The organism is Pseudomonas sp. P4795 (genome assembly GCF_048822895.1).
Lineage (GTDB): Bacteria > Pseudomonadota > Gammaproteobacteria > Pseudomonadales > Pseudomonadaceae > Aquipseudomonas.
Genome location: NZ_JBMFBT010000003.1, coordinates 55,544 through 80,551, shown reverse-complemented (window position 1 = coordinate 80,551; position 25,008 = coordinate 55,544). Strand labels below are relative to the sequence as shown.

General features: G+C 54.1%; 22 protein-coding genes and 1 other RNA gene. 14 read left to right on the top strand and 9 right to left on the bottom strand.

Annotation, left to right across the window (positions count from 1 at the left end; genetic code table 11):
- Positions 1-17: 17 nt before the first annotated feature.
- Positions 18-500 carry an SsrA-binding protein SmpB gene (gene smpB, locus ACOI8A_RS08965; protein WP_008088297.1) on the top strand — a complete coding sequence of 161 codons (483 nt, stop codon included), beginning with the start codon at positions 18-20 and terminating at the stop codon, positions 498-500.
- A gap of 132 nt (positions 501-632) precedes the next feature.
- Here smpB and ACOI8A_RS08960 read toward each other — a convergent pair whose 3' ends face one another.
- Complete coding sequence (locus tag ACOI8A_RS08960; protein ID WP_420647540.1) at positions 633-1,400, bottom strand: FCD domain-containing protein; 768 nt, start codon at positions 1,398-1,400, stop codon at positions 633-635.
- Positions 1,401-1,661: 261 nt separating this feature from the next.
- On the opposite strand from ACOI8A_RS08960, the gene ACOI8A_RS08955 reads away from it, so the two are divergent.
- The 10 genes from ACOI8A_RS08955 (at position 1,662) to ACOI8A_RS08910 (ending at position 12,522) form a co-directional block, all read left to right on the top strand.
- Entirely contained in the window at positions 1,662-3,356 is a 1,695-nt protein-coding gene (locus ACOI8A_RS08955; RefSeq protein WP_420647539.1) for a lactate permease LctP family transporter, read from the top strand.
- Between the two features lie 162 nt (positions 3,357-3,518).
- On the top strand, positions 3,519-4,343 hold the full coding sequence (locus tag ACOI8A_RS08950) for a (Fe-S)-binding protein (protein ID WP_420647538.1): 825 nt from the start codon (positions 3,519-3,521) through the stop codon (positions 4,341-4,343).
- Positions 4,340-5,794: a LutB/LldF family L-lactate oxidation iron-sulfur protein gene (locus ACOI8A_RS08945; protein WP_420647537.1), complete on the top strand. Its 1,455-nt coding sequence runs from the start codon at positions 4,340-4,342 to the stop codon at positions 5,792-5,794. The genes ACOI8A_RS08950 and ACOI8A_RS08945 overlap by 4 nt, the downstream gene beginning before the upstream one ends.
- On the top strand, positions 5,794-6,465 hold the full coding sequence (locus ACOI8A_RS08940; RefSeq protein WP_420647536.1) for a LutC/YkgG family protein: 672 nt from the start codon (positions 5,794-5,796) through the stop codon (positions 6,463-6,465). The genes ACOI8A_RS08945 and ACOI8A_RS08940 overlap by 1 nt, the downstream gene beginning before the upstream one ends.
- Positions 6,462-9,272: an FAD-binding and (Fe-S)-binding domain-containing protein gene (locus tag ACOI8A_RS08935; protein ID WP_420647535.1), complete on the top strand. Its 2,811-nt coding sequence runs from the start codon at positions 6,462-6,464 to the stop codon at positions 9,270-9,272. The genes ACOI8A_RS08940 and ACOI8A_RS08935 overlap by 4 nt, the downstream gene beginning before the upstream one ends.
- Positions 9,273-9,401: 129 nt before the next feature.
- Entirely contained in the window at positions 9,402-9,683 is a 282-nt protein-coding gene (locus ACOI8A_RS08930) for a hypothetical protein (protein ID WP_420647534.1), read from the top strand.
- 204 nt (positions 9,684-9,887) lie between these two features.
- A complete protein-coding gene (locus ACOI8A_RS08925) occupies positions 9,888-10,163 on the top strand; it encodes a hypothetical protein (RefSeq protein WP_420647533.1) in 276 nt (91 codons plus the stop codon).
- Positions 10,164-10,260: 97 nt separating this feature from the next.
- Positions 10,261-10,657, top strand: a transfer-messenger RNA (tmRNA) gene (gene ssrA / locus ACOI8A_RS08920).
- Positions 10,658-10,843: 186 nt separating this feature from the next.
- Positions 10,844-12,100: an integrase domain-containing protein gene (locus tag ACOI8A_RS08915; protein ID WP_420651499.1), complete on the top strand. Its 1,257-nt coding sequence runs from the start codon at positions 10,844-10,846 to the stop codon at positions 12,098-12,100.
- Between the two features lie 104 nt (positions 12,101-12,204).
- Positions 12,205-12,522: a hypothetical protein gene (locus ACOI8A_RS08910; RefSeq protein WP_420651500.1), complete on the top strand. Its 318-nt coding sequence runs from the start codon at positions 12,205-12,207 to the stop codon at positions 12,520-12,522.
- A gap of 155 nt (positions 12,523-12,677) precedes the next feature.
- On the opposite strand, the gene ACOI8A_RS08905 is transcribed toward ACOI8A_RS08910, so the two are convergent.
- The 5 genes from ACOI8A_RS08905 to ACOI8A_RS08885 form a co-directional block, all read right to left on the bottom strand.
- Positions 12,678-12,950, bottom strand: a complete 273-nt coding sequence (locus ACOI8A_RS08905; protein WP_420651501.1) for a hypothetical protein — start codon at positions 12,948-12,950, stop codon at positions 12,678-12,680.
- Positions 12,947-13,927, bottom strand: coding sequence for an integrase domain-containing protein (locus tag ACOI8A_RS08900; RefSeq protein WP_420651502.1), 981 nt, complete (start codon positions 13,925-13,927; stop codon positions 12,947-12,949). Before ACOI8A_RS08900 ends, ACOI8A_RS08905 begins: the two co-directional genes overlap by 4 nt.
- On the bottom strand, positions 13,911-14,264 hold the full coding sequence (locus ACOI8A_RS08895) for a hypothetical protein (RefSeq protein ID WP_420651503.1): 354 nt from the start codon (positions 14,262-14,264) through the stop codon (positions 13,911-13,913). The genes ACOI8A_RS08900 and ACOI8A_RS08895 overlap by 17 nt, the downstream gene beginning before the upstream one ends.
- The gene (locus ACOI8A_RS08890; protein ID WP_420651504.1) at positions 14,251-15,657 is read right to left on the bottom strand and encodes a YfjI family protein; all 1,407 of its coding nucleotides are present in this window, start codon (positions 15,655-15,657) and stop codon (positions 14,251-14,253) included. Before ACOI8A_RS08890 ends, ACOI8A_RS08895 begins: the two co-directional genes overlap by 14 nt.
- Positions 15,658-16,741: 1,084 nt before the next feature.
- Positions 16,742-17,260, bottom strand: coding sequence for a LasR-specific antiactivator QslA (locus tag ACOI8A_RS08885; RefSeq protein ID WP_420651561.1), 519 nt, complete (start codon positions 17,258-17,260; stop codon positions 16,742-16,744).
- A 528-nt stretch (positions 17,261-17,788) separates the two neighbouring features.
- Here ACOI8A_RS08885 and ACOI8A_RS08880 point away from each other — a divergent pair.
- The gene (locus ACOI8A_RS08880; RefSeq protein ID WP_420651560.1) at positions 17,789-18,121 is read left to right on the top strand and encodes a hypothetical protein; all 333 of its coding nucleotides are present in this window, start codon (positions 17,789-17,791) and stop codon (positions 18,119-18,121) included.
- Between the two features lie 91 nt (positions 18,122-18,212).
- Here the strand turns inward: ACOI8A_RS08880 and ACOI8A_RS08875 are convergent, their stop codons facing one another.
- Both ACOI8A_RS08875 and ACOI8A_RS08870 read right to left on the bottom strand, forming a co-directional pair.
- Positions 18,213-19,178 (bottom strand): O-methyltransferase, encoded by a 966-nt coding sequence (locus tag ACOI8A_RS08875; RefSeq protein WP_348748928.1) that lies wholly within the window; start codon positions 19,176-19,178, stop codon positions 18,213-18,215.
- A complete protein-coding gene (locus ACOI8A_RS08870) occupies positions 19,178-20,524 on the bottom strand; it encodes an ATP-binding protein (protein ID WP_420651559.1) in 1,347 nt (448 codons plus the stop codon). Before ACOI8A_RS08870 ends, ACOI8A_RS08875 begins: the two co-directional genes overlap by 1 nt.
- A 397-nt stretch (positions 20,525-20,921) precedes the next feature.
- Between ACOI8A_RS08870 and ACOI8A_RS08865 the strand changes: the two genes are divergently transcribed.
- On the top strand, positions 20,922-22,061 hold the full coding sequence (locus ACOI8A_RS08865; RefSeq protein ID WP_420651558.1) for a DNA cytosine methyltransferase: 1,140 nt from the start codon (positions 20,922-20,924) through the stop codon (positions 22,059-22,061).
- Positions 22,062-22,069: 8 nt separating this feature from the next.
- The gene (locus ACOI8A_RS08860; protein ID WP_420651557.1) at positions 22,070-23,755 is read left to right on the top strand and encodes an ATP-binding protein; all 1,686 of its coding nucleotides are present in this window, start codon (positions 22,070-22,072) and stop codon (positions 23,753-23,755) included.
- A 118-nt stretch (positions 23,756-23,873) separates the two neighbouring features.
- Here the strand turns inward: ACOI8A_RS08860 and ACOI8A_RS08855 are convergent, their stop codons facing one another.
- Positions 23,874-24,575: a hypothetical protein gene (locus tag ACOI8A_RS08855; protein ID WP_420651556.1), complete on the bottom strand. Its 702-nt coding sequence runs from the start codon at positions 24,573-24,575 to the stop codon at positions 23,874-23,876.
- Positions 24,576-25,008 lie beyond the last annotated feature (433 nt).

The window sequence follows — 25,008 nt, the reverse complement described above, 5'->3', positions numbered from 1 at the left end:
CATATAATGCCGCCCCTATGGCTAAACAGAAGAAACACCCAACAGGGACCATCGCGCAGAACAAAAAGGCGCGACACGATTACTTCATCGAACACAAGTTCGAGGCTGGTCTGGTCCTGGCCGGCTGGGAAGTAAAAAGTCTGCGGGCGAGCAAGCTGCAACTGGTCGACAGTTACGTGCTGCTCAAAGATGGCGAGGCGTGGCTGCTCGGTAGTCACATCACGCCGTTGATGACCGCCAGCACTCACGTCATCGCTGACCCGGTGCGCACGCGCAAATTGCTGCTCAACCGCCGCGAGCTGGAAAAGCTTGCCGCGATGGTGCAGCAAAAGGGCTACGCCTGCGTCTGCCTGTCCTGGTACTGGAGCAAGCACATGGTCAAGTGCGAGATTGCTCTGGGCAAGGGCAAGAAGGAATACGACAAGCGTGATACCGAGCGCGAACGCGATGCCGGTCGCGAATTGCAGCGCGCGGTGCGCAACAAGGGCAAGGAAGACTGATTTTTCTGCCTGAGTTTTGCAGCGCCAGCTAAAAGATCGCAGCCTTCGGCAGCTCCTACATGGGAATTCGCGTTTCCCTGTAGGAGCTGCCGCAGGCTCGGGCCGCGATCGGACGATCTTTTGCTTTAAAACCTACATCCCTTTGCGCCGCTCGGCCCGAGCCATGCGCTGTACTTCCTGACGCACCTCTTCCAGCACTTCCTGCACATACAAAATATGTCGGCTGGAGACTTCGCGCGCCTGCTCGGCATGCCCTTCGATAATCGCTTGAAACAATTCCCGGTGCTGAGTGATCAGCATGTCGCGGGTTTCCGTGCGCTGTTTGTACATGCCGCCAATGTTGGTCACCACGTTGCGCTTGAGCAGATCGAACAATCCGCGAATGGTGTGCAGCAACACCGCGTTGTGACTGGCCTCGGCGATCGCCAGGTGAAACTTCGCATCCGCCGCGCCCTCTTCCGCCCGGCTCACTTCATCGTGCCGCGAGTAGCAGTCCTGCAACTCTTCGAACGCAGCCGTCAGACGCTCGCGATCCACATCAGTGGCGCGCAACGCGGCGTAATACGCGCACGATGCCTCCAGCGTGTGGCGGAACTCCAGCAGATCGCGCTGGGCCTCAGGGTTGCTTTCAAGCAGCTGCAACAGCGGATCGCTGAACGTTGAACCCAGCGACTCCACCACATAATTACCGCCGCCCTGCTTGCTGATCAGCAAACCTTTGGCCGCCAGTTTCTGAATCGCTTCGCGCAACGATGGGCGTGAAACCCCGAACTGCTCGGCCAGCGTGCGCTCAGCCGGCAGCCGCTCACCGGACTTCAGCGTGCCTTCAAGGATCATCCCCTCAAGCCGCTCGACAATATCGTCAGACAAACGGCGCTGACGTATCTGATCAAACCCCATAACTCACTTCTCCACGAGCCCGACCGCTCGCCGGGCTCTCTATTCTGGCCTATCGGCGCCTTCACGACACCTACCAGACAGCACTCGCTCGAGCGGATCAGATGCGCTCTGCACCGCTCATTCGACGAAATTTTCGGGGCGGCAAATTGACACACCCACATCAAGGCTTTTACCCTAGCCAACAGCGATTGTAAATTGGTCTTACCAATTAACCAAGAACGCTGACAGTGCCTGACCAACAACAATTAGGGGCCACCCCATATGCAAACCTGGCAACAGATCTACAGCCCGCTCGGCAGTCTCGGCGTTTCCGCACTCGCGGCCGTCATCCCCATCATATTTTTCTTCCTTGCTCTGGCGGTGTTCCGCCTCAAGGGTCATGTGGCCGGCAGCATCACGCTGGCGCTGGCGATCATCGTGGCGATTTTTGCGTTCCAGATGCCGGTCGACATGGCGTTTGCGGCTGCCGGATATGGCTTTGCCTACGGCTTGTGGCCGATCGCGTGGATCATTGTCGCGGCAGTATTCCTGTACAAGCTGACGGTCAAGAGCGGTCAGTTCGAAGTCATCCGCAGCTCGGTGCTGTCGATCACTGACGACCAACGCATACAGGTGCTGTTGATCGGTTTTTGCTTCGGCGCATTCCTCGAAGGTGCGGCCGGTTTCGGTGCGCCGGTGGCGATTACCGCAGCGCTCCTTGTAGGACTGGGCTTCAATCCGCTGTACGCCGCCGGCCTGTGCCTGATCGCCAACACCGCGCCGGTTGCTTTCGGTGCACTGGGGATTCCGATCATTGTTGCCGGACAAGTCACTGGCATCGACGCGTTCAAGATCGGCGCAATGACTGGCCGGCAACTGCCGCTGCTGTCGCTGTTCGTGCCGTTCTGGCTGGTGTTCATGATGGACGGTCTGCGCGGTGTGCGCGAAACCTGGCCGGCGGCGCTGGTCGCAGGCTTGAGCTTCGCGATCACCCAGTACTTCACCTCGAACTTCATCGGCCCGGAACTGCCGGACATTACTTCGGCCCTCGCCAGCCTGATTTCGCTGACCCTGTTTCTGAAAATCTGGCAGCCGAAACGCACCGCAGGCGCGCAAATCGCTGGCGTGACTTCCAGCGAAATCGTCACCGCCAGCGTCGGCGGTTTCGGCCAGAAGCGCACTACCGTGGCGTCGCCTTACAGCCTTGTGGAAATTTTCAAGGCCTGGTCGCCGTTCCTGATCCTCACCGTACTGGTGACCATCTGGACCCTGAAACCTTTCAAAGCCATGTTCGCCGCCGGCGGCTCGATGTACGCCTGGGTGTTCAACTTTGCGATCCCGCATCTTGATCAACTGGTGATCAAAACCGCACCGATCGTCGCCGCGCCAACCGCGATTTCTGCTGTGTTCAAACTCGACCCGATTTCCGCGACCGGCACGGCGATTTTCTTCTCCGCGCTGATTTCGATGCTGGTGCTGAAGATCAATTTCAAAACTGGTCTTACCACTTTGAAAGAGACCTTCTACGAACTGCGCTGGCCAATTCTGTCGATCGGCATGGTGCTGGCTTTCGCCTTTGTCACCAACTATTCCGGCATGTCTTCGACCATGGCTTTGGTGCTAGCCGGAACTGGCGCGGCGTTCCCGTTCTTCTCGCCGTTCCTTGGCTGGCTGGGCGTGTTCCTCACCGGTTCCGATACCTCGTCCAACGCACTGTTCAGTTCGCTGCAAGCGACCACCGCGCACCAGATCGGCGTCAGTGACGTGCTACTGGTGGCCGCAAATACCAGCGGTGGCGTGACTGGCAAGATGATTTCGCCACAGTCGATCGCCGTGGCTTGCGCCGCTACCGGTCTGGTGGGCAAGGAATCGGATCTGTTCCGCTTCACCCTCAAGCACAGCCTATTCTTTGCAACGATTGTCGGTTTGATCACGCTGGCCCAGGCCTACTGGTTCACCGGCATGCTGGTGCACTAAGTCTACAAAGAAGACTACAAGCAACACGGATAAAACCGACGCCGGTTCGTGATTCCGGCGTCAGCAATTCACAACCCGGTCTGTAAGGCTGCTGAAAGCAACTCTCTCTATATTCAGCAGCCGCAGCAGACGGATAACCGGGCCCACCCGGAGACACGCCTGATGAGCGAGCTTTTTTACAACGCAGTGCCCAATGCCACGCGCGTCGCACCGCCACTGCCCGAACCTCGGCAGTACCCCAGCGAGAAACCGTCGCGGGTCTATCTGTTCGGCACGTGCGTGGTTGATCTGTTCTATCCCGAAGCGGGGATGGACGCGATCCACTTGCTGGAGCGCGAAGGCATTCGGGTCGAATACCCGCAAGGGCAAAGCTGCTGCGGACAACCGGCCTACACCTCGGGCTACACCGAGCAGGCGCGGACAGTGGCGCGCTCGCAACTGGCGTTGTTTGCCGGGGATTATCCGGTGGTGGTGCCGTCCGGTTCCTGCGCGGGCATGCTGCGTGAGCATTACGCCGATTTGTTCAAGGACGAGCCGCAGACGTTGAAGCAGGTCCAGGCCCTCGCGGCGCGAACCTACGAACTGGCCGAGTTTTTGTTGTTCGTGTGCAAGGTGCAGCTTAAGGACAGCGGCGCCCCGGTAAAAGTGGCGCTGCACACCTCGTGTTCGGCGCGACGGGAAATGAATACCCACCTGCACGGTCGCGAGTTGTTGGCGCAACTGAGCAACGTGGAGCGGGTCAATCACGACCACGAAAGCGAATGCTGTGGCTTCGGTGGGACATTCAGCGTCCGTATGCCAGACATATCCGGCGCGATGGTGGCGGACAAGACCCGGTCGCTGAAGGAGTCCGGCGCGCATCAGGTACTCAGTGCCGATTGCGGCTGCTTGATGAATATCAACGGCTCACTGGAGAAACAAAAGGAAGCATTACGCGGGCAACACTTGGCGAGCTTCCTCTGGCAACGAACCGGAGGTGCGCAATGAGCACTTCCGCGATTATTCCTACGGTCGCCGTAGAAGAAGATTTCCGCACCCGGGCGCACAACGCCTTGGGTGACCCGCAGCTACGGAACAACTTCCGTACTGCGATGGATTCACTGATGACCAAGCGGGCAGCAGCTTTCAGCGATGCCCACGAAAGAGAACACTTGCGTGAATTGGGCAATGCAATCCGTGCCCGCGCGCTCTCCAAGTTGCCCGACCTGCTCGAGCAACTGGAACAGAACCTGACCCGCAACGGTGTGACAGTGCACTGGGCGGAAACGGTGGACGAGGCCAATGGCATCGTCCTCTCGATCATCCGCGCTCACGAGGCGCGGCAAGTGATCAAAGGCAAATCGATGGTCAGCGAAGAAATGGAGATGAATCATTTCCTCGCTGATCAAGGCATTGAATGCCTGGAATCGGACATGGGCGAGTACATCGTCCAGCTCGACCACGAGAAGCCTTCACACATTATTATGCCGGCGATCCACAAGAATGCCGGTCAGGTCGCGTCCTTGTTCCACGACAAACTTGGCGTGGAATACACCAAGGACGTTGACCAACTCATTCAAATCGGTCGCAGGGTTCTGCGGCAGAAATTCTTCGAAGCGGACATCGGCGTCTCCGGCGTCAACTTCGCCGTGGCCGAAACCGGCACTTTGTTGCTGGTGGAAAACGAAGGCAACGGGCGCATGACCACCACCGTGCCGCCAGTGCACATCGCCGTCACCGGCATCGAAAAAGTCGTGGAAAACCTGCGCGACGTGGTGCCGCTCTTGTCATTGCTGACGCGCTCGGCACTGGGCATTCCGATCACCACCTACGTCAACATGATCTCCGGGCCACGCAAGGAACATGAACTCGACGGCCCGCAGGAAGTGCATCTGGTGCTGCTCGACAACGGTCGCAGCCAGGCTTTCGCCGACAGTGAACTGCGTCAGACCTTGAACTGCATCCGCTGCGGCGCCTGCATGAATCATTGCCCGGTCTACACCCGAATCGGCGGCCACGCCTATGGCGAGGTTTACCCCGGCCCTATCGGAAAAATCATCACCCCGCACATGGTCGGCCTGGCGAAAGTCCCGGACCACCCGAGCGCGTCTTCGTTGTGCGGCGCTTGTGGTGAAGTGTGTCCGGTAAAAATCCCGATTCCGGCGCTACTGCGGCGTTTGCGCGAAGAAAACGTCAAAGCCCCGGACGCGCCGAATCAGGTGATGCGCGGTCAGGGCAGCAAGTATTCGCGCAAGGAGCGTTTCATCTGGAACGCCTGGGCCAAGCTCAACAGCTCGCCAACGCTGTATCGACTGTTCGCGTTCTGCGCCACACGTCTGCGCGCCCTCGCACCGAGCAATGTCGGGCCGTGGACGCAGAACCACAGCGCACCGAAACCCGCCGCCCGCTCACTGCACGACATGGCGCGCGAGCATCTGGCCAAACAGGGAGATCGTTGATGAGCGCCAAGCAAAATATCCTCGGCAAACTTCGGAAAAGTCTGACCGGCGCCGCGCCGATTGCCGACAACTTCGACGTCGAACTGGTGACCCAGCCCTACACCTACAGCGACGAACAACGCATTCCGCAACTGCGCAAACTGATGGAAGCGGTGCACACCGAGATCCATCTGACTACAGATCAGGAGTGGCCAGCGCTGTTGGCGCAGCTGTTACATGATCGCCAACTGCCAAGCCTGCTGATCGCCCCGACTACGCCCCACGGTCAACGCATCGCACAGCACTGGGCGAACAATCCCGAGCTGCCGACACTGAAATCCTACGCCCGGCCGATGGAAGAGTGGAAAGCCGAGCTGTTCAACGACACCCCGGCCAGTCTCACCGGCACCCTCGGCGCCATCGCCGCAACCGGCAGCCTGATTCTCTGGCCGAGCCGCGAAGAACCACGGCTGATGAGTCTCGTGCCGCCGGTGCATTTTGCCCTGCTCAAGGCCAGCCAGATCCGCGACAACTTCTATCAGGTGCAGCAGGAATTCGAATGGGCGCAAGGCATGCCGACCAACGCGCTGCTGGTGTCCGGCCCGTCGAAAACCGCTGACATCGAACAAGTCTTGGCGTACGGCGCCCACGGCCCGAAAGATTTGGTGGTTCTGATCCTGGAGGACCAATGACATTACCGGCGGCTTTCCTGCGCGATGTGCAAAACCTGATTCCTGCCGAACGGCGCTTCGACGATGCGTTGTCGACTTTAGCCTTCGGCACTGACGCGAGTTTCTATCGGCTGATCCCCAAACTGGTGATCCGCGTCGAATCCGAAGATGAAGTGGTAGCGCTGCTGCAACTGGCCCAGTGCGATCAGGTTGCGGTGACCTTTCGTGCGGCCGGTACCAGCCTCTCCGGGCAAGCAATCAGCGATTCAGTGCTGATCGTGCTTGGGGATAACTGGAACGCGCGCGAGATTCGCGGCCAAGGCATGCAGATCCGCCTGCAACCGGGGGTGATCGGCGCGCAGGCCAATGCCTGGCTGGCACCGTTCGGGCGCAAGATCGGCCCGGACCCGGCCTCGATCAACGCCTGCAAGATCGGCGGCATCGTCGCCAACAACGCCAGCGGCATGTGCTGTGGCACCGCGCAGAACACTTACCACACACTGGCCGGGATGCGTCTGGTACTGGCTGACGGCACGCGCCTGGATACCGAAGATGCCGCCAGTATTGCGGCGTTTCGCGCCAGCCATGGCGACTTGCTTGAGCGTCTGGCGACGTTGGGCCGTGAGACTCGCGCGAATTCCGAACTGGCCGCGAGAATCCGCCACAAATATCGTCTGAAAAATACCACCGGCCTGTCACTCAACGCCCTGGTGGATTTTGACGAGCCTGTGGATATCCTGAGCCACTTGCTGGTCGGCTCCGAAGGCACCCTCGGTTTCATCAGCGCAGTGACTTACGACACGGTGATCGATCATCCGAACAAAGCATCGGCATTGATCGTGTTCCCGGATGTGGAAACCTGCTGCAACGCGGTCACGGTGTTGAAAAGCCAACCGGTGTCAGCGGTGGAACTGCTTGATCGACGCAGTCTGCGCTCGGTGCAAGACAAACCGGGGATGCCGGATTTCGTACAACAGCTGTCGAACAATGCCTGCGCACTGCTGATCGAATCCCGCGCGGCGTCTTCCACTTTGCTGCAAGAACAACTTGCGCAAATCATGGCTTCACTGCGCGGTTTCCCGGTGGAGAAACAGGTCGACTTCACCGAGGACCCGCTGGAAAACGCCCGTCTCTGGGCAATCCGCAAAGACACTTTCCCCGCGGTCGGTGCCGTGCGCAAAACCGGCACCACGGTGATCATCGAAGACGTGACCTTCCCGGTCGAGCAACTGGCAATCGGTGTTAACCGTCTGATCGAGCTGTTCGACAAGCATTCCTACGACGAAGCGATCCTTTTCGGACACGCATTGGAAGGCAATCTGCACTTCGTCTTCACTCAAGGCTTCAACAACCCGGAAGAAGTCTCACGCTATCAGGCGTTCATGGACGACGTGGCGCAACTGGTCGCGGTGGAATTCGGCGGTTCGCTCAAGGCTGAACACGGCACCGGGCGCAACATGGCGCCGTTCGTCGAGCTGGAGTGGGGCAGCGACGCTTACCAGTTGATGTGGCAGCTGAAACGACTGCTCGATCCCAACGGCATTCTCAATCCGAACGTGGTGCTCAGCGAAGATCCGCAGATTCATCTCAAGCATCTGAAACCGCTGCCGGCGGCCGACGAGATCGTCGACAAGTGCATCGAGTGCGGTTTCTGTGAACCGGTGTGCCCGTCGAAAGGGCTGACTCTTAGCCCGCGGCAACGCATTGTGATCTGGCGCGATATTCAGGCGAAAAAACGCGCAGGCGTCGACACCACCGAGCTGGAAAAAGCCTACGAATACCAAGGCATCGATACCTGCGCGGCGACCGGTCTGTGCGCGCAACGCTGCCCTGTAGGAATCAATACCGGGGAGCTGGTGAAAAAGCTCCGCGCCCGCACCGCCACGCATACGAAAGCGGCCAACTGGATTGAAGGAAATTTCGCCAGGACGCTGCAAGGTGCGCGCTTCACCCTGCATGTGGCCAACGGCGCGCGGATGATGTTGGGGGCGCCGCGTCTGACGAAGCTTTCGGCGACCCTGTCCCGGCTTTCCAAAGGGCAGGTGCCGCAGTGGACCAACGCGATGCCGCAACCGGAAAAAGCCATTCGTTTCAGTCCAACAGTCTCGGACGAACGCCCGCGCGTGGTGTATCTGGCGGCGTGTGTGTCGCGGGTGATGGGGCCGACGGCGGGCGACAACGAGCAGATCTCGCTGTACGACAAAACCCGTGGCTTGCTGGAAAAGGCTGGTTACCAAGTAGTCTTCCCCGACAATCTGGACAACCTGTGTTGTGGTCAGCCGTTCGCCTCCAAGGGCTATGCCGAACAGGCCGAGCACAAACGGCAGGAGCTGATCAGCGCGTTGTTGCACGCCAGCCGTGGCGGGCTCGATCCAATCTATTGCGACACCAGCCCGTGCACATTGCGCCTGGTGCAGGATGTCGGCGAAACCCGACTGGATCTGTACGACCCGGTGCGTTTTATCCGTACGCATCTGCTGGATCGGCTGGACTTCACGCCGCAAGACGCGCCGATCGCGGTTCATGTGACGTGCAGCACGCAACATCTTGGCGAGAGCCAGGCGTTGATCGATCTGGCGCGCAAGTGCAGCAAAAACGTGGTGATTCCGGAAGGCATTCATTGCTGCGGATTCGCCGGCGACAAAGGCTTCACCACGCCTGAGTTGAACCGTCATTCGCTGCGCACGCTTAAGAATGCGGTGCAGCATTGCAGCGAAGGGATTTCCACCAGCCGGACGTGCGAAATCGGCCTGACGCAACATGGCGGAATCGATTATCACGGTCTGGTTTATCTGGTGGATCGGGTCACTCAGGCCAAGGCCTCCTGACGAAAATCAGAACCCTTGGCGGAGACGGTAGTCCATAGAACAAGCCTCAGACAGTTGGGGTTTGTCCTGCTTCCGCTGGACCGCTCACGGTCAGCGAAGTGTGGATTACTCAATTTGAAGGAGATACTCATGAAGCGTTCTGTACTGCTGGGTCTGTTCGTTACTGCCTCGATGATGGCTTCCACCTCGTTCGCCGCTGATAAGCCAGACAGCCTGTGCGATGCCAATTTGAACCAGATCGAAAGTGCCAAGACGCAATATCAGACGTCGCCCGATCTGAATGCGCGCGTTTCAGCCAGTGTGAGTAAAGCCCGGGCCCTCAAGGCACAAGGCAAGACCGACGAATGCCTAATTGAAACCCAGCAAACCCTTCTGGAAATCCAGAAAGGCACGGGTGACACCAAAAAATGACCCTGAGGCTGACCAACTTTTAGCTCAACGTCGTCGGATTGGTTTGCTGCGCTGGCATTTTCATACCAGACGTAAAAAAAACCGAATTCCTGTGTGCCATCGCGGTCGATTGAACAGGCCCGATTCGAACGCGGCCTGTTACGACCTCGGCATCGCCGCCAGATCGTCCGGCAGCACCGAGACCACCTGCTCTAGGAGAGACCCATGAAGCTTTCTGCAATTGCTGGATTGTTCATCGCTGGTGCCCTGCTGACGTCGCCGGTGTTTGCGGCAGACAAAGACCTTTGCGCCGGGAATCTTCAAACCATAAAAGACTTCGTGACCAGCCAGCCGTCCATTCCTGAAACGTCCATGAACAACGTCAAGGAAGCACAGGAACAAGCGGTAGCGGCACAGGCAGCCGGCAACGACAAGGAATGCGTTGAGGTCACCTCGTCCCTGATCACCAAGATGCAAATTCGCAATCCGACACGTAACTGATCCGTCACAAGGCCAACCTTCGGGTTGGCCTTCCACGACTGATTGACGTACACTGCGCACGTCTGCTGCTCACCAAGATCCAACGAGCAACAGGCACGGGGCCGTTTAGGATTCGACGCCGGTCGCGAAACTTTAGGTGCATGCCGACTTGGTAACAGAAGTCGTAAATCCACTGTTGCAACTACTTATAGTTGCCAATGACGAAAACTACGGCCAGGAATTCTCTATCGCTGCGTAAGCAGCCTTAGACCTGAGCTTCTGGTACCTTCGGGTCCAGCAATCACCAGGGGATGTCTGTAAACCCAAAGTGATTGTCATATAGAACAGAATCGCCGTGCAGTACGTTGTGGACGAAGCGGCTAAAACTTACACAACTCGCCCAAAGCACCCTGCCCTTCGGGTCGCTGAGGGTTAACTTAATAGAAACGGCTACGCATGTAGTACCGACAGCGGAGTACTGGCGGACGGGGGTTCAAATCCCCCCGGCTCCACCATTTGATCATCTAAAGACGTCCACGGACGTCTTTTTTTGTGCCTTAAATCCAGTAAATACGGGGGTTTCAGGGCTATTCGGGGCTTTCGAGGTTTTTTGAGTTCCAGGCGTTTTGGTATCCCAGGTGGTATCCCGGACTACCAGATGCTATTTTCAGGATACCAAAACGGTGCTGGAGGTAGCCCCCATGCCTACTAACGCAACCCGCCTCTCAGATCGCCAACTCAAGGCAGTCAAGGCAACTGGTAGAGACTTCGTCCTCAGCGACGGCGATGGCTTGCAGCTTCGAGTACGCGCCAGCGGCTCGATGATGTGGAATTTCAATTACCGCGAGCCGTTGACCAGAAGCCGTATCAACATGGCGCTTGGTCCATACCCTGACCTCTCGCTAGCCAACGCCCGGAAGAAAGCCGCAGAGGCACGTGAGCTGCTCGCTTTGGGCATTGATCCTAAAATCCAGCGTGATGAGGTAAGGCAAGCCAAACTTGCTGAGACTGAACACACTTTCGAGAAGGTGGCCACCGCCTGGTTCGAGCTGAAGAAAGACTCCGTAACTAAAGCCTACGCCGAGGACATTTGGAGATCGCTGACGCTCCATGTTTTCCCAAGCATGAAGACAACACCGCTCTCTCAAATCACTGCTCCGATGGTTATCAAGATCCTTCGCCCCATCGAGGCCAAAGGGAGCCTCGAAACCGTGAAACGATTGAGCCAACGACTCAACGAGATCATGACCTACGGAGTCAACTCCGGGCTGATATTTGCGAACCCTCTCAATGGAATTCGGGCGGTGTTCAAGAAACCCAAGAAAGAAAACATGGCTGCGCTACCACCCGAGGAGCTTCCCGAGCTCATGATGGAAATCGCGAATGCCAGCATCAAACGCACGACCCGCTGCCTGATCGAGTGGCAGTTGCACACGATGACTCGCCCTGCCGAAGCAGCCACCACACGATGGGCAGATATCGATTTCGTCAAGCGCATTTGGACCATTCCGCCAGAGCGCATGAAAAAGCGTCGCCCGCACACAATCCCTCTTACCGATCAGGCACTTTCGTTACTGGAGACGCTCAAGCACCTCAGCGGTAACAGAGAATACGTGTTCCCCTCAGATAGAAATCCCCGCACCCATGCCAATAGCCAGACCGCCAACATGGCGTTGAAGCGCATGGGCTTTCAGGACCGTCTAGTCAGCCACGGCTTGCGCTCGATGGCGAGCACCATCCTGAATGAGCATGGCTGGGATCCGGAGCTGATCGAGGTCGCACTGGCGCATGTCGACAAGGATGAAGTTCGTAGCGCCTACAACCGGACGGATTACATCGAACGCCGGCGTCCGATGATGGCGTGGTGGAGCGAGTACATCCAGAAGGCGGCGACTGGCAGCCTGTCGGCATCCGCGATTAACCAAACAAAGGAACGCAAGGTCTTTCCAATACGCTAGGCGGGGATGGGTTGGCGACAGAGGCGCCAACCTGCGTGATCTATCGCATGACACCTGGAGAGAGTCATCGTAGATTTCAGCCACGCGACACGAGGAAACACTCGATGGACATTTCTACGCTGCAATCACTCAAGCTAGAAATCATCTCAGCCACCGGCCTCTCGAGGGATGCCTTGCATATTTATGTAGGTCTAGCATTGCTGATCGCTGCCAGCTGCACCACTCGAAAATCCTTAGGTTCCTTCAGCAGTTGGCTGGTGGTGTTGGCGGGGGCGAGCCTCATTGAACTGCTCGATCTTATTGATGATAAGGCGAGCCTAGGATACTGGCGGTGGGCCGCGAGTCTCCATGACATCGCTAATACACTGTTCTGGCCAACGGTTCTGGTCGTAGCCTATCGTTTCAAGTTGATTAAGTTCTAAGCATCCCCCGCCAATTCATGCCATCAGTACCACGGATCATGGCGACAGTAATAATGACTGTAGCCATATCTTTCGAATGCCTGCGTTTCTTCAGCTAAGCCCCTGAGTATGGGAAGGCTCCGCATTCCCATACTCAGGGGCTCACGCTTAAAGATCTACCTAGCAGCCCTGACTTTTGCCTTTGTGCGGCGGATCAATCCTGCTGTTAAGCCGTAGTAGTAAACGGTAGCTGGAGCTGAGCGACGCAGATGGTGCTCAAAAAACCATGTCACGTGCTTTTCCTTCCAAGACCAAGGAGTCGCGCAACCCCAGCGTTTACGAATCACCTCGTGCATCCTTTCTGCTTGCCTGATGTGCCGCTGCCGCGTGACATGCGCACCTTTGAGCACGGGACTCAGAAACAACGCCACGTCGAACTCGGATGTCATCGCCGACCTCCGATGTAGGCACTCATCACATCAATGCGGTTATGTCCCAACTCGTGGCTGATTTGCTGTCGTGCACGCTGATCAAGCTCTCGATCTTCTCGATGACCCTGACCACCATTAACGGGGGCAGGGAAGCCGGTCAGTTGCTCATAGCGCTCGCAAGCGTAAGCGGCACGCAGTTCATGAAAGCCTTTCAATCCATGCTCATGCAGAATGTCCCGCGCAGGTCGCACGACTGTCTGTAAGAAGTCCTTGTAGCTTTCCTCGGGCGTCAACAAATTCCGACTGCCCTTAGGTGAGGTCTCGCTCGCTCTGTAGAGGGCATCGCGAACTTGATCCGTGGCCACGATCCAACGCGGTGCTGATGCGCCTGATCGACCGCCTTTGGTGCCATCCTGGATGTTGATCGTGCCCAGTTTCCGGGCCTCACGTTGCAGTCGTGGTATGTCCGCCAGAATCGCCTCACGCAAGCGCATGCCGGTCTCCCGGGCCAAGTGCACAATTGCGCTTATTCGCTGCTGGCCGCGCTCTGACAACGCCTGTGTGATCTGCTCGACCTGCGCGCGGTCTTGTCCGTGCGGTGCCTCACTACGCAGGCCTGAGCGCTGCAGACCCAACGCCTTGCTCGGACTGGGAATTTTGACGTACTGATCACCGCGCAGCGCGGCCATCGTTCGGTTGACGCTGGACAGTCGGTTCTGCGCGGTGGCAATGCCGACGTTGCCCTGATCAACCTGCTCCCGCACGTGGACGGCGTACCGCATGAGGATCTCGCGGTCTATCTGGCGCGCGTCGTTGACCTTCGGTCCTTCATTGGATCGACACCAATGCACGAAAGCCTGCCAGCGATCACTATGGGCTTTGACGGTCGCAAAATGGCCGTCGCCAAACAGATCTTTCAGGGCTTGGGGTCCGGCGTAGCTCAGCTGGCGACCGAAGCCGAAATTGCGCCCCGCTCGCTTACCGACCCGAGCCATTTTTCTGTTCCTGATCGACTGCCGCGAGATCATGCAAAAGGGCTCGCCAGTGCGAACTTACCATCGCGAACTGAGCCCAATCAGTCGGACGAAAACACAGCGTGTTGTCGGTGACGTAAAGATGCGCACCCTCCTCTTTCAACCATTGAATAATGGCTGTCGTAGAGGTGATAGCTTTATGGGTGGTGGCGACACTGGCGACAGCGGCGACAACCCTCGTCCTGCTTGGTTTTGAGCGTGGCGACAAAGTGGCGACAGTAGCGGCGACAAATCGCGCTTTGGGCTCCTTTTGACGCTGTGCCAGATGGTTGCGCAGCGCTTCATCAAGATTGAACATGGCGCACCTCGAAGGTGTGGCCATCGGTGACCAACCACTGATGATCAATCAACTCGACCAGCAGCTTGGCGGCATGACGACTGCTCTTACGGGCAAAGCGGGGCCCGTTGCGATTTAGCTCTCGAACACTGAAACGCTTCCAATCCTTCACCTGTAGCCAGCGCAGCAACCGGTCCGCCTCTTCCTTTATCCGGCACACCGGCTCCTGTTCGGTCAGCCGCTGAATTTCGGTGAGGTAGTAGCCCATCAAGGTCGAGGCCCGCTGGATATGGTCGACCTCCACGACACTGCTCTCCTCCACCACGGCCAAAATGCCGGCGACGCGCAACAGGTTGTCGGCTGCCTTTGATCCACTGGGCCGCACATTGGCCAGCTCGCCAAACTCTCCCAACTGAGCCTCGATGGCATCATGCAGATCAATCCAGCGACGGCGAGCTAACACACTGAGGGTCAGCGTTGAAAGCGACAGAGCACCGTCAGCCGAAAGTGACCACGGCTGATGAAATAGTGCCGAAAGGCGGTGATGATATCGCTTCAGGGCGGGATCTTTGGACAAGTCGACAGCCTGGTAACTGCGTTGTCCGGCCAGACTGGTGGGCCAGGTCATCAGGCAGCGACCAAGGATGCCTTGCCCCTGCAGCAACGGGTCACTGAGTAACTGCATCGCCAAGTACGGTTGCAGCATCAAGTGCAAGCTCAAACGCCGGTCATAAGCCCGCAGACTTTCACCAGCCATGGAGCGGGCGCGATCAATCGGGCTACCGTCCCAAAGTGACGACAAGGTTGTGACCGCTTTCAAACGGTTATCCCGATTCATGGTGCTGCTGCCGAGGAATTGCCCGCCTTCGTCGCAGAATAGGCCCATGCTGGGCAGGTCATGACAAAGTCCCTTGATCAGCGCCTCGATAGTCGGGTCCGTGGTGATCAACCTAGGGGCCGAGGGCTCCTCTTCTACAAACACACCGCTTGCGGAGTCAGGGTCGCCAGGACTACTACGCTGAGCCTGTTTTTGTACGGCACGGTGTCGAGCAAGTTGTTCACGATAGCGTTGCCACTGTTCACGCTCCCATTGCCGTGCAGGCAGCAAAGCAAATCGATCTGCTGCCGTCTTACGATCCCCTGACGCCGCCACCGTGATCAGATACAGCGACAGGGGATAATTTCTTCCGTCGAGCTGTAAGCTCGCATGGCATTGGGTGGCCAGCGCCGAGGCAGCCAACACCGATTGCGCGGCCAATGCTTGGGGCACGCCGATGACCTCGGCCATGCGCTCAACCGCAGGCCCAAGAATCCCACCCAGTGCCTGCACCGGATAAGGCCCAGCCACGGGATTCGACTCAATCAGCGGTCGAGGTGGTCGCGGTAGTTCAAGCTTCGGATCTAACTGCTGCATGGGCCCTCTCCTCGTTCATTGCTGGTTGTCCTCACGTAGCCCGCCACGGGTGTTGAGTGTTATCAGGGATCAAGGCCCCTGCGACCTGTGAGGTGTTCACTGACGCGGAACGAACGGCTCCTTACGACCGGGAGCGAGGGCATGAACCCATGAATCTGGCCTCCGTAGACGCATCCGAAGATGCGGGCGGGTGGAGGCTGCGCCGACCGACGAGTTCGGCACCTGAAGATTCTGGGTGGGAGAAAGCAAAGACCTGGACACCTGGTACATGCCTGACTGTCAGTCAGGTGCAGTCCTTCCGTAGGCTGCGGCACCAGTGCCTGTGTCGTTGCGGATGGCGACGAATCGGATTTGTCACGCCGATTGTCACGAGGAGAGTTGCGGCATTGCCATGTACGACGTGGCGTGCAGCAGTGGTACGAGCGCCCGTCTCTTTCCAGAAGAAAGAGACGGGCGAAGTCTGGCGCAGCGAAGTGTGCCAAGAGGTGAGGTTGCTGCAATGCAGCGAGGTAGGTCCATCTTCTGCCGCAGTGGGCAGATTGGTCGAGTAGGCATCCATCACTCTTGGGGAGTGACCGTGCGAGCCGCCGGACGCTAATCGCACTTGGGGAAGAACCACCACGCGAGTGGCGTAGCCTTAAAGGTTCTGGCTACCTGGGCAGGTGCTGTCAACGACAGCGATCCGTGCGCCAATTTTTATACCCACTCGAAAAGGCGGTCAAGCGTCACAGCCAATGCGCTGAGAAAGTGGCGACTGTCGCCACTTCTGTCGCCATGCTCCAGCCTACGTTATACGTGGGTTGTCGCCGGCGTCGCCGCTGTCGCCACACCTATATCCATGCCCAACGAAAAGATTCGGACACACACTGAATAACGTTGCGCTTGTTGGACATCGTGGAGAATTACTGATGGTGAAAGCAGGCGTGGCGTGACTTAAATTTGAGCATGGAGGATGGAACGCGGCGGCTTCGAAAAAAAGCGAGTGAACCCTCCGATCGGCGCGATCAAAGATCGCTTGATCGGAGGGTTTAGCGGGAAAAGCAAATCTCAAACGTCAATTACAGACTCAGGTATCAAAGCGGGTTTATTGGGAGGTGACTGCCTCACATCGCATGATCAGCGTCTGCTGCAACCGCAGCAGAAAGCCTGCTTCGAATGCGTCTTGTGAATCACCCGGACGATGACGCTTTCTGTTCTGAGACAGCGCCCACCATAACGGTAGTGATGAGTTTTCAAGCCAAGTCTCTGCGCAACTAACACCCTCCTTTATCACCGGAGCTAAATCATCGCCCCACGGGGTTTGGATCGCGGGAGCCCCTTCAGCGGACGGGACAGAGACATACTCATGGAGCTGTTGATGGATGCTTTGAGCCGGAATGCCAGCTAAATTTCGGAATGCCTTGTCGTACAACACGGCAGCGTCATCCAACAGCTCTACTGCCAGCTCAACGTCTTGCGGAAGATGAAGCAGAATACTCTGTGCTCCATTCAGCCGAAGCGTGGCAGCCTGCCGTAGTTTAACCGCTGCATCTTCAGGGGTAAGCGATGAAGTATCGATGCTGTTGGGCTTGGGGAGACCTATGAGAAGCGAGAGATCAAACATCGCGGAATCCTCCGAGATAGTTTGCAGTGCAAAACAGACGGCCACGGTGGCGCCCGGGCTTAAAAGGGGGACATGCCATTTTCCTTATCTCCTTGGTTTGATTAAGGAATGCCATCCACCGTTGCGACACGAATGGGTGGCACACCGTACAGGGGTCGCAAACCGGAAACCAAGGAACCCGGCCAGGCCGAAGCCTGCCCTGCACGGTGCGCCATAGAAAAGCAGCAGCTAGCACTTGAAGTGCTGACTGTGCGATATGGCACATACCGCGCCTTGGTTTCGATTCAGGTTGCGACACCCGGTCGCGGGATTGACCGCGACGGAGCAAAGCGTAAATGCGAAGCCGCGACAACACAAGCATGAGTGTCAATAAGCGCCGCATTCGAACGAGAGCTCCGAGTGAAATTTACGTTCGTCGAATTTAGTGGCTATAGCAGGTCAGATACCACGCAACGCCTTCTTACTTCCGAAGCCATCCACAGTGATAGAATCGGTAAATCTATACACGGCACCCAATCGAGAGATGCAATGACTACCGATCTGACTGAAGAAGAAATGCGTCGGGCTCTATTCGGTGAGCCTGAGCCCCCAGCATCAGTAATCGACAAAACCGTGCAAAACACTGCACCGGAAATCGTGATCGCGGAGCCGACAAAGGTAGCGAAGAAAAAGAAACTATCAAAAACCTTTACTCCCAGATTGAGAGTTACACTGAGGGTGGGGAACGAATTCGAAGGAAAAATGCACGAGTTTGTACATGATGCCGATACGCTCAGCTCCCTAGTTGCAGAGCAGGAAGCTACAAAGATAGCCAAGAAAAAATTCAGGTTTGTGAAGGTTGTTTCGGTCAAGTCGGCGTAAGTGGGCGATAGTAATATGCGCAACGTCGGCGCTTCGGAAGGAATGACCTGGGTGGATGTGCTAAGTGTTAATAATAGCTCTATGTATTTGACTAAGCTTCCATTACTGCAAAGTTTGGGAAGTACCGATACATTTTGCTAAACTTCTCTGCATCAGATGCAGGAATTGAGCCGAGAGAAAGCGCAACACCCTCAGCGCTCGGCAATTGTTGTTCGATTCTGCGAAGCTCTCTAACTGTTAGCTTGGGCATTTCTATACGAATGGCTTTATTTTCCTGAGGTATAAAGTCCAACTTGTTAAAAGCGCACGATTCATAACGAGGCATGTCTTCCGGCGTAACAAACACACCAACTATGGTCGTCATACGTGCGTCGTCTTGATATTCAATTTCACATATAGGTAGAAAGCGCATCGCTGTTTCGGGGGCGGTGTTTCTATCCGATAGAGCCAGCTCTATTTCGGTCGCTAACATTTTTCTGCACAGCGCACCGTATGGCCAGCCGGCTAAGTCTTCATCACGGGCTTCGTCTGGAATGCGCTCCCTACCAAAAGTTTGGCGAAACCTTTCAATCGCGCTTGCTTTTGAAGGATCATTTTCTTCATGATATTCAATAAGAGCTTTAGCTTTTGTACACTGCACAGACACCGCTAATATAGAGCCCGACAACGCTCGCGAAGCAACTGATCGCACATCCTGCAGCATTGAAGTCACTAAGGTGTCATCGTAGTCTAACCAAGCAATGGTTCGTTGAGTCCAGTCTAGTTTTGGTAAAGCCTCTGACGATGTTGAAAACTCCATCCTAATTTGAAACGGTCTATTTTCCTCAAACCTTGCACGTGCAGCCTCCGACTTTTCTATGGAGACCATGTTCTTGATGCCGAGTATTTTATGGAATAATACAAAGTCAGAAAACCATACCGATCCAAATCCAACATAGTTGTAATCTTCAACCGGTTGAAATGGTGTCAATCGGCGAAAAACATCAACAAGCATTTTTCGCTCTGCATATTTGGCGGGACGCAAAGAATAGTCAATTTTTCGAAAACTAGCTGCCATCAGTCGCGCTGCCTCTTCAGAATCATATCAAAACAAGCTTCACCGACAGCTTTAGCCGATCCAAGACCTAGTGCATCTTGTAGGAAGTCGACATCATCAACTGTGCGAGAATATTGAATTTTTATCATTTTAGGGCCCTTAACTATCGACCCACGTGCCGGAGCGGTAAAGTTTGTTTTTACCAAAAAAGACTCTGGGCGGCGAGGTGAGGCATTGGTCACGAAGTCTAACAAAGCGCTTTTTTCACGGGTATTTTCATCTATATCTGCATCAAGATCATTGAGGAAGTCAATTACCGGCCGCATCATTTCCAACATTCTCTGGAATGTTTGCCTCCATACAATGCTGTCTTGGTCAACATCAGTTTTTGTTGTGTTCCACGGAATTCTAGAGGAATCATCGGAATCAAAGGATACAATGCCACGAAAACGTGCAAATTGATTATGAAAGCTGGGAATCAGTGTTCTCCCTGCTTCTTCTTCAAGCAATCCCCAACCTGTCACATTACGCCTATCAGCCTCTAAGATAACGCGGCCGTTACAGATAACATTCCAGCCTGCTTCTTTAGGAGTAGATGGGCCAACACCAACGATTATCTTTGCAACTACAGGAGCGGAGTCTTCACTTTCAAACGTGATAATGTCGGTTCCTGGTGCAAAACCTTCTCCCACCAAAAGATATATATTCGTAGCATCGATGCGCGTCTCGTTTACCGCTATTTGCAATCCATCCGATATGAATTGTCGGTGCTTCGATTTTATAAGTCCAATTATGGAGTTTACAAACCACGCCGTGCCAAACTTTAAGGATACCTCTGGTCTCAAATTAGTTACTTTAATATCTGTGCCAGGCTTCTCGGTTGATATTTTTTCACTATTAAATTCGGCCCATGGAAAGCTCCAGCCTTGCTCCGCCTCCCATTCCTCCACGTTGACATCGACAGCCCAGGACTCGGCTGGCGTAGCTGATTGAACATTAAAGTGGCGGCCGAACTTGAATAGCGCACGCTTCATGCCCACGCCAAATTGTCCAATCGAATGGGAAGTCGCTTTCGCACCGGACGGGCGTCCAAACCGGAAGGCATACTCCCGTGCTGTTTCCACGTCGAAGCCTCCGCAGTTATCCAAGATGCGGAATTGCGTTTGATCAATAGTGATTTCCACCGAACACCCCTCATAGGGTCGCTCAGCTTGCGTGGCCAGCCTTTTTGCGCCATCGACACAGTTGTCAACGAGGTCAAGCACTGCTTGCTCGAGTGGGATATCTCGTACCAGCATATCCACGAAGAACGCCTTTGTAGGCTCTGCGCTGATGTTGTCTCTGACCTTAGAGTCCGCTTCCGTCATAGATCTCTCCCTCGAATGATCATGATAATGCAGCGTCTGTAGTCAGTACGCTACCCCATTGGCCAGCAAAACGTCATCACTTCCTGTATCGTGAATGCATAGGTGTGCATCCAAAGGCCATTTTGTCGGCGCTGCGCGATCTCTAAGCATGCTCAGATCGGAGGGGCTGGATGGCAAGGACCGCCCGATAGCTGCACAGCTAGACATTGCTGAAACACAAACACGAGGTCTTGGTATATCTGCCTTCTCGCTGCAGGCAAAATGTCAATTTAGCGTAGTCATAATCGGGGCTGTTTCAGGATATCGATTGGCAGGAGAAAGGCACTGAAAAGCCAGCGATCGACAAAAAATCTATTTCATGACATCCTCTCCGCAATTCGCCTATAGGGGACATGCCATGGCAGATTCAAAACCTCTTATTATTGATTTGTTCTCTGGCTGTGGGGGGCTCGGACTGGGCGCCGCGTTGGCTGGATTTCATTCACTGGCGGCGGTGGACATCGACAAAGACCTTCAGTCTGCTTACGGTCTAAATTTTCCTCTGACACAAACCATCAATATGGATTTGGCGCTCATAACTCCGAGTATGTGGAAAAGCATACTGAAAGGGCGGAAAGTTGACGGTATTGTTGGTGGCCCGCCCTGCCAAGGATTTAGTCGCATAGGGCTCCGCAAGACGGATGACCCAAGAAATGCTTTGCTTGGTCAATATTTTAAACAAGTGCGCGAACTCAAGCCCAGATTTTTCTTGATGGAAAATGTTGAAGGAATTTTAGACGAGAAAAATAAGCCGGTATTAGAGGCCGCACTTAATTTGATTCCGAAAAATTACCATGTTGTCGGTCCATTGAAGGTTAACGCCCTTGATTGTGGCGCAGCCACGTCTCGTAAGAGGGTTGTGATAATCGGGGTTGATCGGTCATCTATGGATCGAGTTTCCGAGCAAGAAATTATTGCCAGCTTGATTAAGAGCCCTGTTACTGTGAGGGATGCTATCAGTGATCTCCCTTCTCCTTATGAAGACGAACTGAAGTCCTCAAAGCTTTTTGGTTGGACCCGCTATAAGTCTTCAGCCTGCGATATTTCAGACTACGCTTTAAAGATGCGTGCTATGCCGCCTAAAGGACTTGGTTCAAAGCTGTCGTTAGATCACCTAATACATGGTGAAATATCGGGAGTAATAAATACAAAGCATACTCAACCTGTTATTGAGCGATTCAGTGAAACTCGCCCTGGTGAAGTGGAATCGATAAGTCGTTATCCAAGACTGTCTTGGGGGGGGCACTGCCCTACGCTACGAGCAGGCACGGGTAGTGATAAAGGTAGCTTTCAGGCTATGAGGCCCATCCATCCTTCGGAACCTAGGGTGATAACTGTTCGGGAAGCAGCCAGGCTGCAGGGTTTCCCTGATTGGTTCCTATTCCATCCTACAATCTGGCACTCCTTCCGTATGATAGGAAACAGCGTTTCCCCATTTATGTCTTATCATTTGATGAGCATTCTTGCTACTAAATTAGAAAATAGAGCGGTTGCCTAGGAGGAAGTATGGCAGTTACTAAGGAAAGTATAGAGGTTAGTTTTAATTCAGATGCCGACTATTTGATCCAAGGATTAACTGCTGATGTGAGCACTATTGAATGCATATATGACCTTGTGGATAATTCAATTGATGCAGCTCGCTCTAAAATTCTAAACGGTACGAAGCCTACAAAAAAGGACGCCTTTGGGCTGCCAGCCTCTTATAAGAGGTTTAAGATAGATCTAAAAATTTCGGCAAGCGCTGTATCTATTCTAGATAATTGCACAGGCCTAGAAGAGAGCACATTGTCAGAAAAAGTTTTTACTATAGGTAAAAAATCGAAGCACGCTTTTGGTATAGGCCACTATGGTGTGGGGCTAAATCGAGCAATTTTTAAGCTGGGAAGTTCTGTCCAGCTTAAGACCGACAATGGGAAACATGCTTTTTCACTCGAATTTACAGAAGACGATGTGCGTTCAGCGGTAGAGAGTAAGTCGACCATCAAAGCCCAAAGACAACCCACTGCTAATAGTAATTACTACCGACTGGAAATAGGCGGCATTAAGCGAGATGTGCTGGGTGATCTAGGTTCTGAAACTTGGGAGGACTCTCTGCGGGAGCAGATCAGAATTAGATATGCCATTTTTTGTAAGAAGGGAATTCTGATCACCGTCAATGGTAAGAAATGTGGTGAGTTTGGTCCCGAAATACGTAACCCAGGTTTTTTGAAAAGAAGAACCAAGAATTTGATGTCGCAAAATGGTGTCTCAATATATCTAGAGGCAGGGCTTCATGAGAACTATCGAATTGCCAAAATTGATAGCGACTATGCTCAGTTAAAGCCGATAATCAAAAATCTAACTCCTGAATATGGTTGGTATATTGTTTGTAACGATAGAATAATTTTGGTCGCCGACAAAAGTAAAACTACAGGTTGGACGACTAGTTGGCATAATGAGTATCATGGCTTTTTAGGGTGGGCTCATTATGTGAGTGAAGATCCTTCTTTGCTGCCCTGGGATACCAAAAAAACCGGCATCAACACTAATCATCAGACGCATATTGAGGTTTTAAGTTCTCTCAAAGAACTGGCTGATGATTATCGAACTAGAAATAGGCAGTTGAGAAAAAGCAAGTCTGGAGGCGGCGTTGCTTCTGCGCCGGCTAAACCTGGTGCTGGAGGAACTGGAGGATCGGGTGGAGGCGTTGGTGGCAGTAAGGCAATCCATACGAAAGATATGGATATGCTTATATATGATATTTCTGCAAAATCAAATTCGCCGCGAATTGCATCTTTCCTCCATGAAGCTAAAGAGATTTCAATTAAAGAACATCCTTATACTGCGATGATATTGCTTCGTGTCTTATTTGAAGCCGCACTTCGCGATTATTTGTTGAGGCACAAACACTATCAAAAAGTAAAGGATTTCGTTTTTCAGGAACAGGCATCTCAAGGTCGTAGCTTTACGGCAAAGCAGAAAAATGATTTTACTCCTGCACTGTCTAGCATGTTGTCTTGGTCGGCAAAAAATACGGAGATATTTGATTCTGATGTCAGACGGGGAACCAAGACTTCAATAGATAGCTTTATAAGAGATGTATCTCGCTTAAATGGTATTGTTCATGAGGACGGCGTGTTAACTGATTTTTCCGAAGCTAAACAAATAAGAAATAATGCTTATAAAGCTTTGCAGACCTTATTGGAAGGCTGAGCTTTTATAGTCCTGATATTTTTGCTGATGGAGCTATAAAATCTACCCGCGCCCCATATTGTTTAAGAATTCTCAATCAATATGGGGTGTTGATGTGTCTTATTTTTGACTCTATTTCTCAGCCCCAAACGACCCTACAGGCGAGGTACTCACCTAGCACGATACGGACATCAATCCCAGCCTGCCAGTCAATTGCGTATCTATAACGGACAGGTTGTATGATCATCCAGTCTCCGGTCTTGGCCGGGAAAATGGTTTTTCCTGATATGCGTAAAAATGCCCGGCTTCCTATTTCGGGCCACAGATATTGAAACTCATCTCCAATTTTTTCAAAGTCCTGCTTTTCCTCCGTACTCATCGTAGGGATTGCATGAACTGAATAGACATCAGGCTTATCGTCCAAGGATTCGGCTAATTCATAGGCTGCATGTCCCTGTGCTAATTTAATGACGATATTTCGCACCCTTGCGTCTTCAGGTTCCCACCATATTTGTCCTGCACCGTCAACTTTTCGGCATTTGTCTAACTGGAGCTTCAATCGGGTGTTTCTGGAAAGTGACCGCTTGATCTTCTCTCTCGTGATTCCTTCGACCTCCGTTGTCCCTGTCATAACGCACTCTAGCAAACATGCGAGATACTCCTCGTCATACGAGAATCCCGCGTTGCACTTCTGGCAAGCTTCGACTACGGGAAGGTTTTCTGGAAGTGGATTGTCTAAAAATACACGTGACGGCACATGCTCGACAGTTTCTGGAGGGCCACCACAGTAAATGCATTTACCTTTCAATCGCTCATCAATGAAAAGATGTTTGGGGTCCATGCCGTGAGCTCCATTCAATTGCACGTTACTGTGCAGTAATTATCGGCCTAATAGATGTAGAGCTGGGTAGCTCCAAATGCATTATTGTAGGAGGTAGGTCTCTCGGAGAGGGACATGTGTTTCTGAAGTTTAGCAAAGTGTTAACAAAATCTCGAAAACAGGATGAGTTGTTTACGGTTCTCTCCTCCCTGAATTCAATTGAATACGTATCTTCATGATTTTAAAGGAAGACGGTATGGGTCACGAGACGTTCTTGGGCAGAACCACTCTACCGAATGTACGCTTACGGGGCAGAGCAACTGTTGACCAGCGACTGAATGCTCCTGGCCGGTTCTGCTTGTCACCACCTTCAGCCTCTTATCGAACGTGGCCGGTGTCCCCACAGCACAAGAAAATCATCGCTCATGATCGGGCGAAGCAAGGTTGTCAGATC

Excerpts from the sequence above, each read along its gene's own strand:
- ACOI8A_RS08865 (WP_420651558.1), top strand. The coding sequence starts at position 20,922 with ATGGCAGATTCAAAACCTCTTATTATTGATTTGTTCTCTGGCTGTGGG.
- ACOI8A_RS08905 (WP_420651501.1), bottom strand. The coding sequence starts at position 12,950 with ATGACATCCGAGTTCGACGTGGCGTTGTTTCTGAGTCCCGTGCTCAAA.
- ACOI8A_RS08880 (WP_420651560.1), top strand. The coding sequence starts at position 17,789 with ATGACTACCGATCTGACTGAAGAAGAAATGCGTCGGGCTCTATTCGGT.
- ACOI8A_RS08940 (WP_420647536.1), top strand. The coding sequence starts at position 5,794 with ATGAGCGCCAAGCAAAATATCCTCGGCAAACTTCGGAAAAGTCTGACC.
- ACOI8A_RS08890 (WP_420651504.1), bottom strand. The coding sequence starts at position 15,657 with ATGCAGCAGTTAGATCCGAAGCTTGAACTACCGCGACCACCTCGACCG.
- ACOI8A_RS08915 (WP_420651499.1), top strand. The coding sequence starts at position 10,844 with ATGCCTACTAACGCAACCCGCCTCTCAGATCGCCAACTCAAGGCAGTC.
- ACOI8A_RS08935 (WP_420647535.1), top strand. The coding sequence starts at position 6,462 with ATGACATTACCGGCGGCTTTCCTGCGCGATGTGCAAAACCTGATTCCT.
- ACOI8A_RS08930 (WP_420647534.1), top strand. The coding sequence starts at position 9,402 with ATGAAGCGTTCTGTACTGCTGGGTCTGTTCGTTACTGCCTCGATGATG.
- ACOI8A_RS08910 (WP_420651500.1), top strand. The coding sequence starts at position 12,205 with ATGGACATTTCTACGCTGCAATCACTCAAGCTAGAAATCATCTCAGCC.
- ACOI8A_RS08870 (WP_420651559.1), bottom strand. The coding sequence starts at position 20,524 with ATGACGGAAGCGGACTCTAAGGTCAGAGACAACATCAGCGCAGAGCCT.
- ACOI8A_RS08895 (WP_420651503.1), bottom strand. The coding sequence starts at position 14,264 with ATGTTCAATCTTGATGAAGCGCTGCGCAACCATCTGGCACAGCGTCAA.
- smpB (WP_008088297.1), top strand. The coding sequence starts at position 18 with ATGGCTAAACAGAAGAAACACCCAACAGGGACCATCGCGCAGAACAAA.
- ACOI8A_RS08950 (WP_420647538.1), top strand. The coding sequence starts at position 3,519 with ATGAGCGAGCTTTTTTACAACGCAGTGCCCAATGCCACGCGCGTCGCA.
- ACOI8A_RS08960 (WP_420647540.1), bottom strand. The coding sequence starts at position 1,400 with ATGGGGTTTGATCAGATACGTCAGCGCCGTTTGTCTGACGATATTGTC.
- ACOI8A_RS08955 (WP_420647539.1), top strand. The coding sequence starts at position 1,662 with ATGCAAACCTGGCAACAGATCTACAGCCCGCTCGGCAGTCTCGGCGTT.
- ACOI8A_RS08875 (WP_348748928.1), bottom strand. The coding sequence starts at position 19,178 with ATGGCAGCTAGTTTTCGAAAAATTGACTATTCTTTGCGTCCCGCCAAA.
- ACOI8A_RS08925 (WP_420647533.1), top strand. The coding sequence starts at position 9,888 with ATGAAGCTTTCTGCAATTGCTGGATTGTTCATCGCTGGTGCCCTGCTG.
- ACOI8A_RS08855 (WP_420651556.1), bottom strand. The coding sequence starts at position 24,575 with ATGGACCCCAAACATCTTTTCATTGATGAGCGATTGAAAGGTAAATGC.
- ACOI8A_RS08945 (WP_420647537.1), top strand. The coding sequence starts at position 4,340 with ATGAGCACTTCCGCGATTATTCCTACGGTCGCCGTAGAAGAAGATTTC.
- ACOI8A_RS08900 (WP_420651502.1), bottom strand. The coding sequence starts at position 13,927 with ATGGCTCGGGTCGGTAAGCGAGCGGGGCGCAATTTCGGCTTCGGTCGC.
- ACOI8A_RS08885 (WP_420651561.1), bottom strand. The coding sequence starts at position 17,260 with ATGTTTGATCTCTCGCTTCTCATAGGTCTCCCCAAGCCCAACAGCATC.
- ACOI8A_RS08860 (WP_420651557.1), top strand. The coding sequence starts at position 22,070 with ATGGCAGTTACTAAGGAAAGTATAGAGGTTAGTTTTAATTCAGATGCC.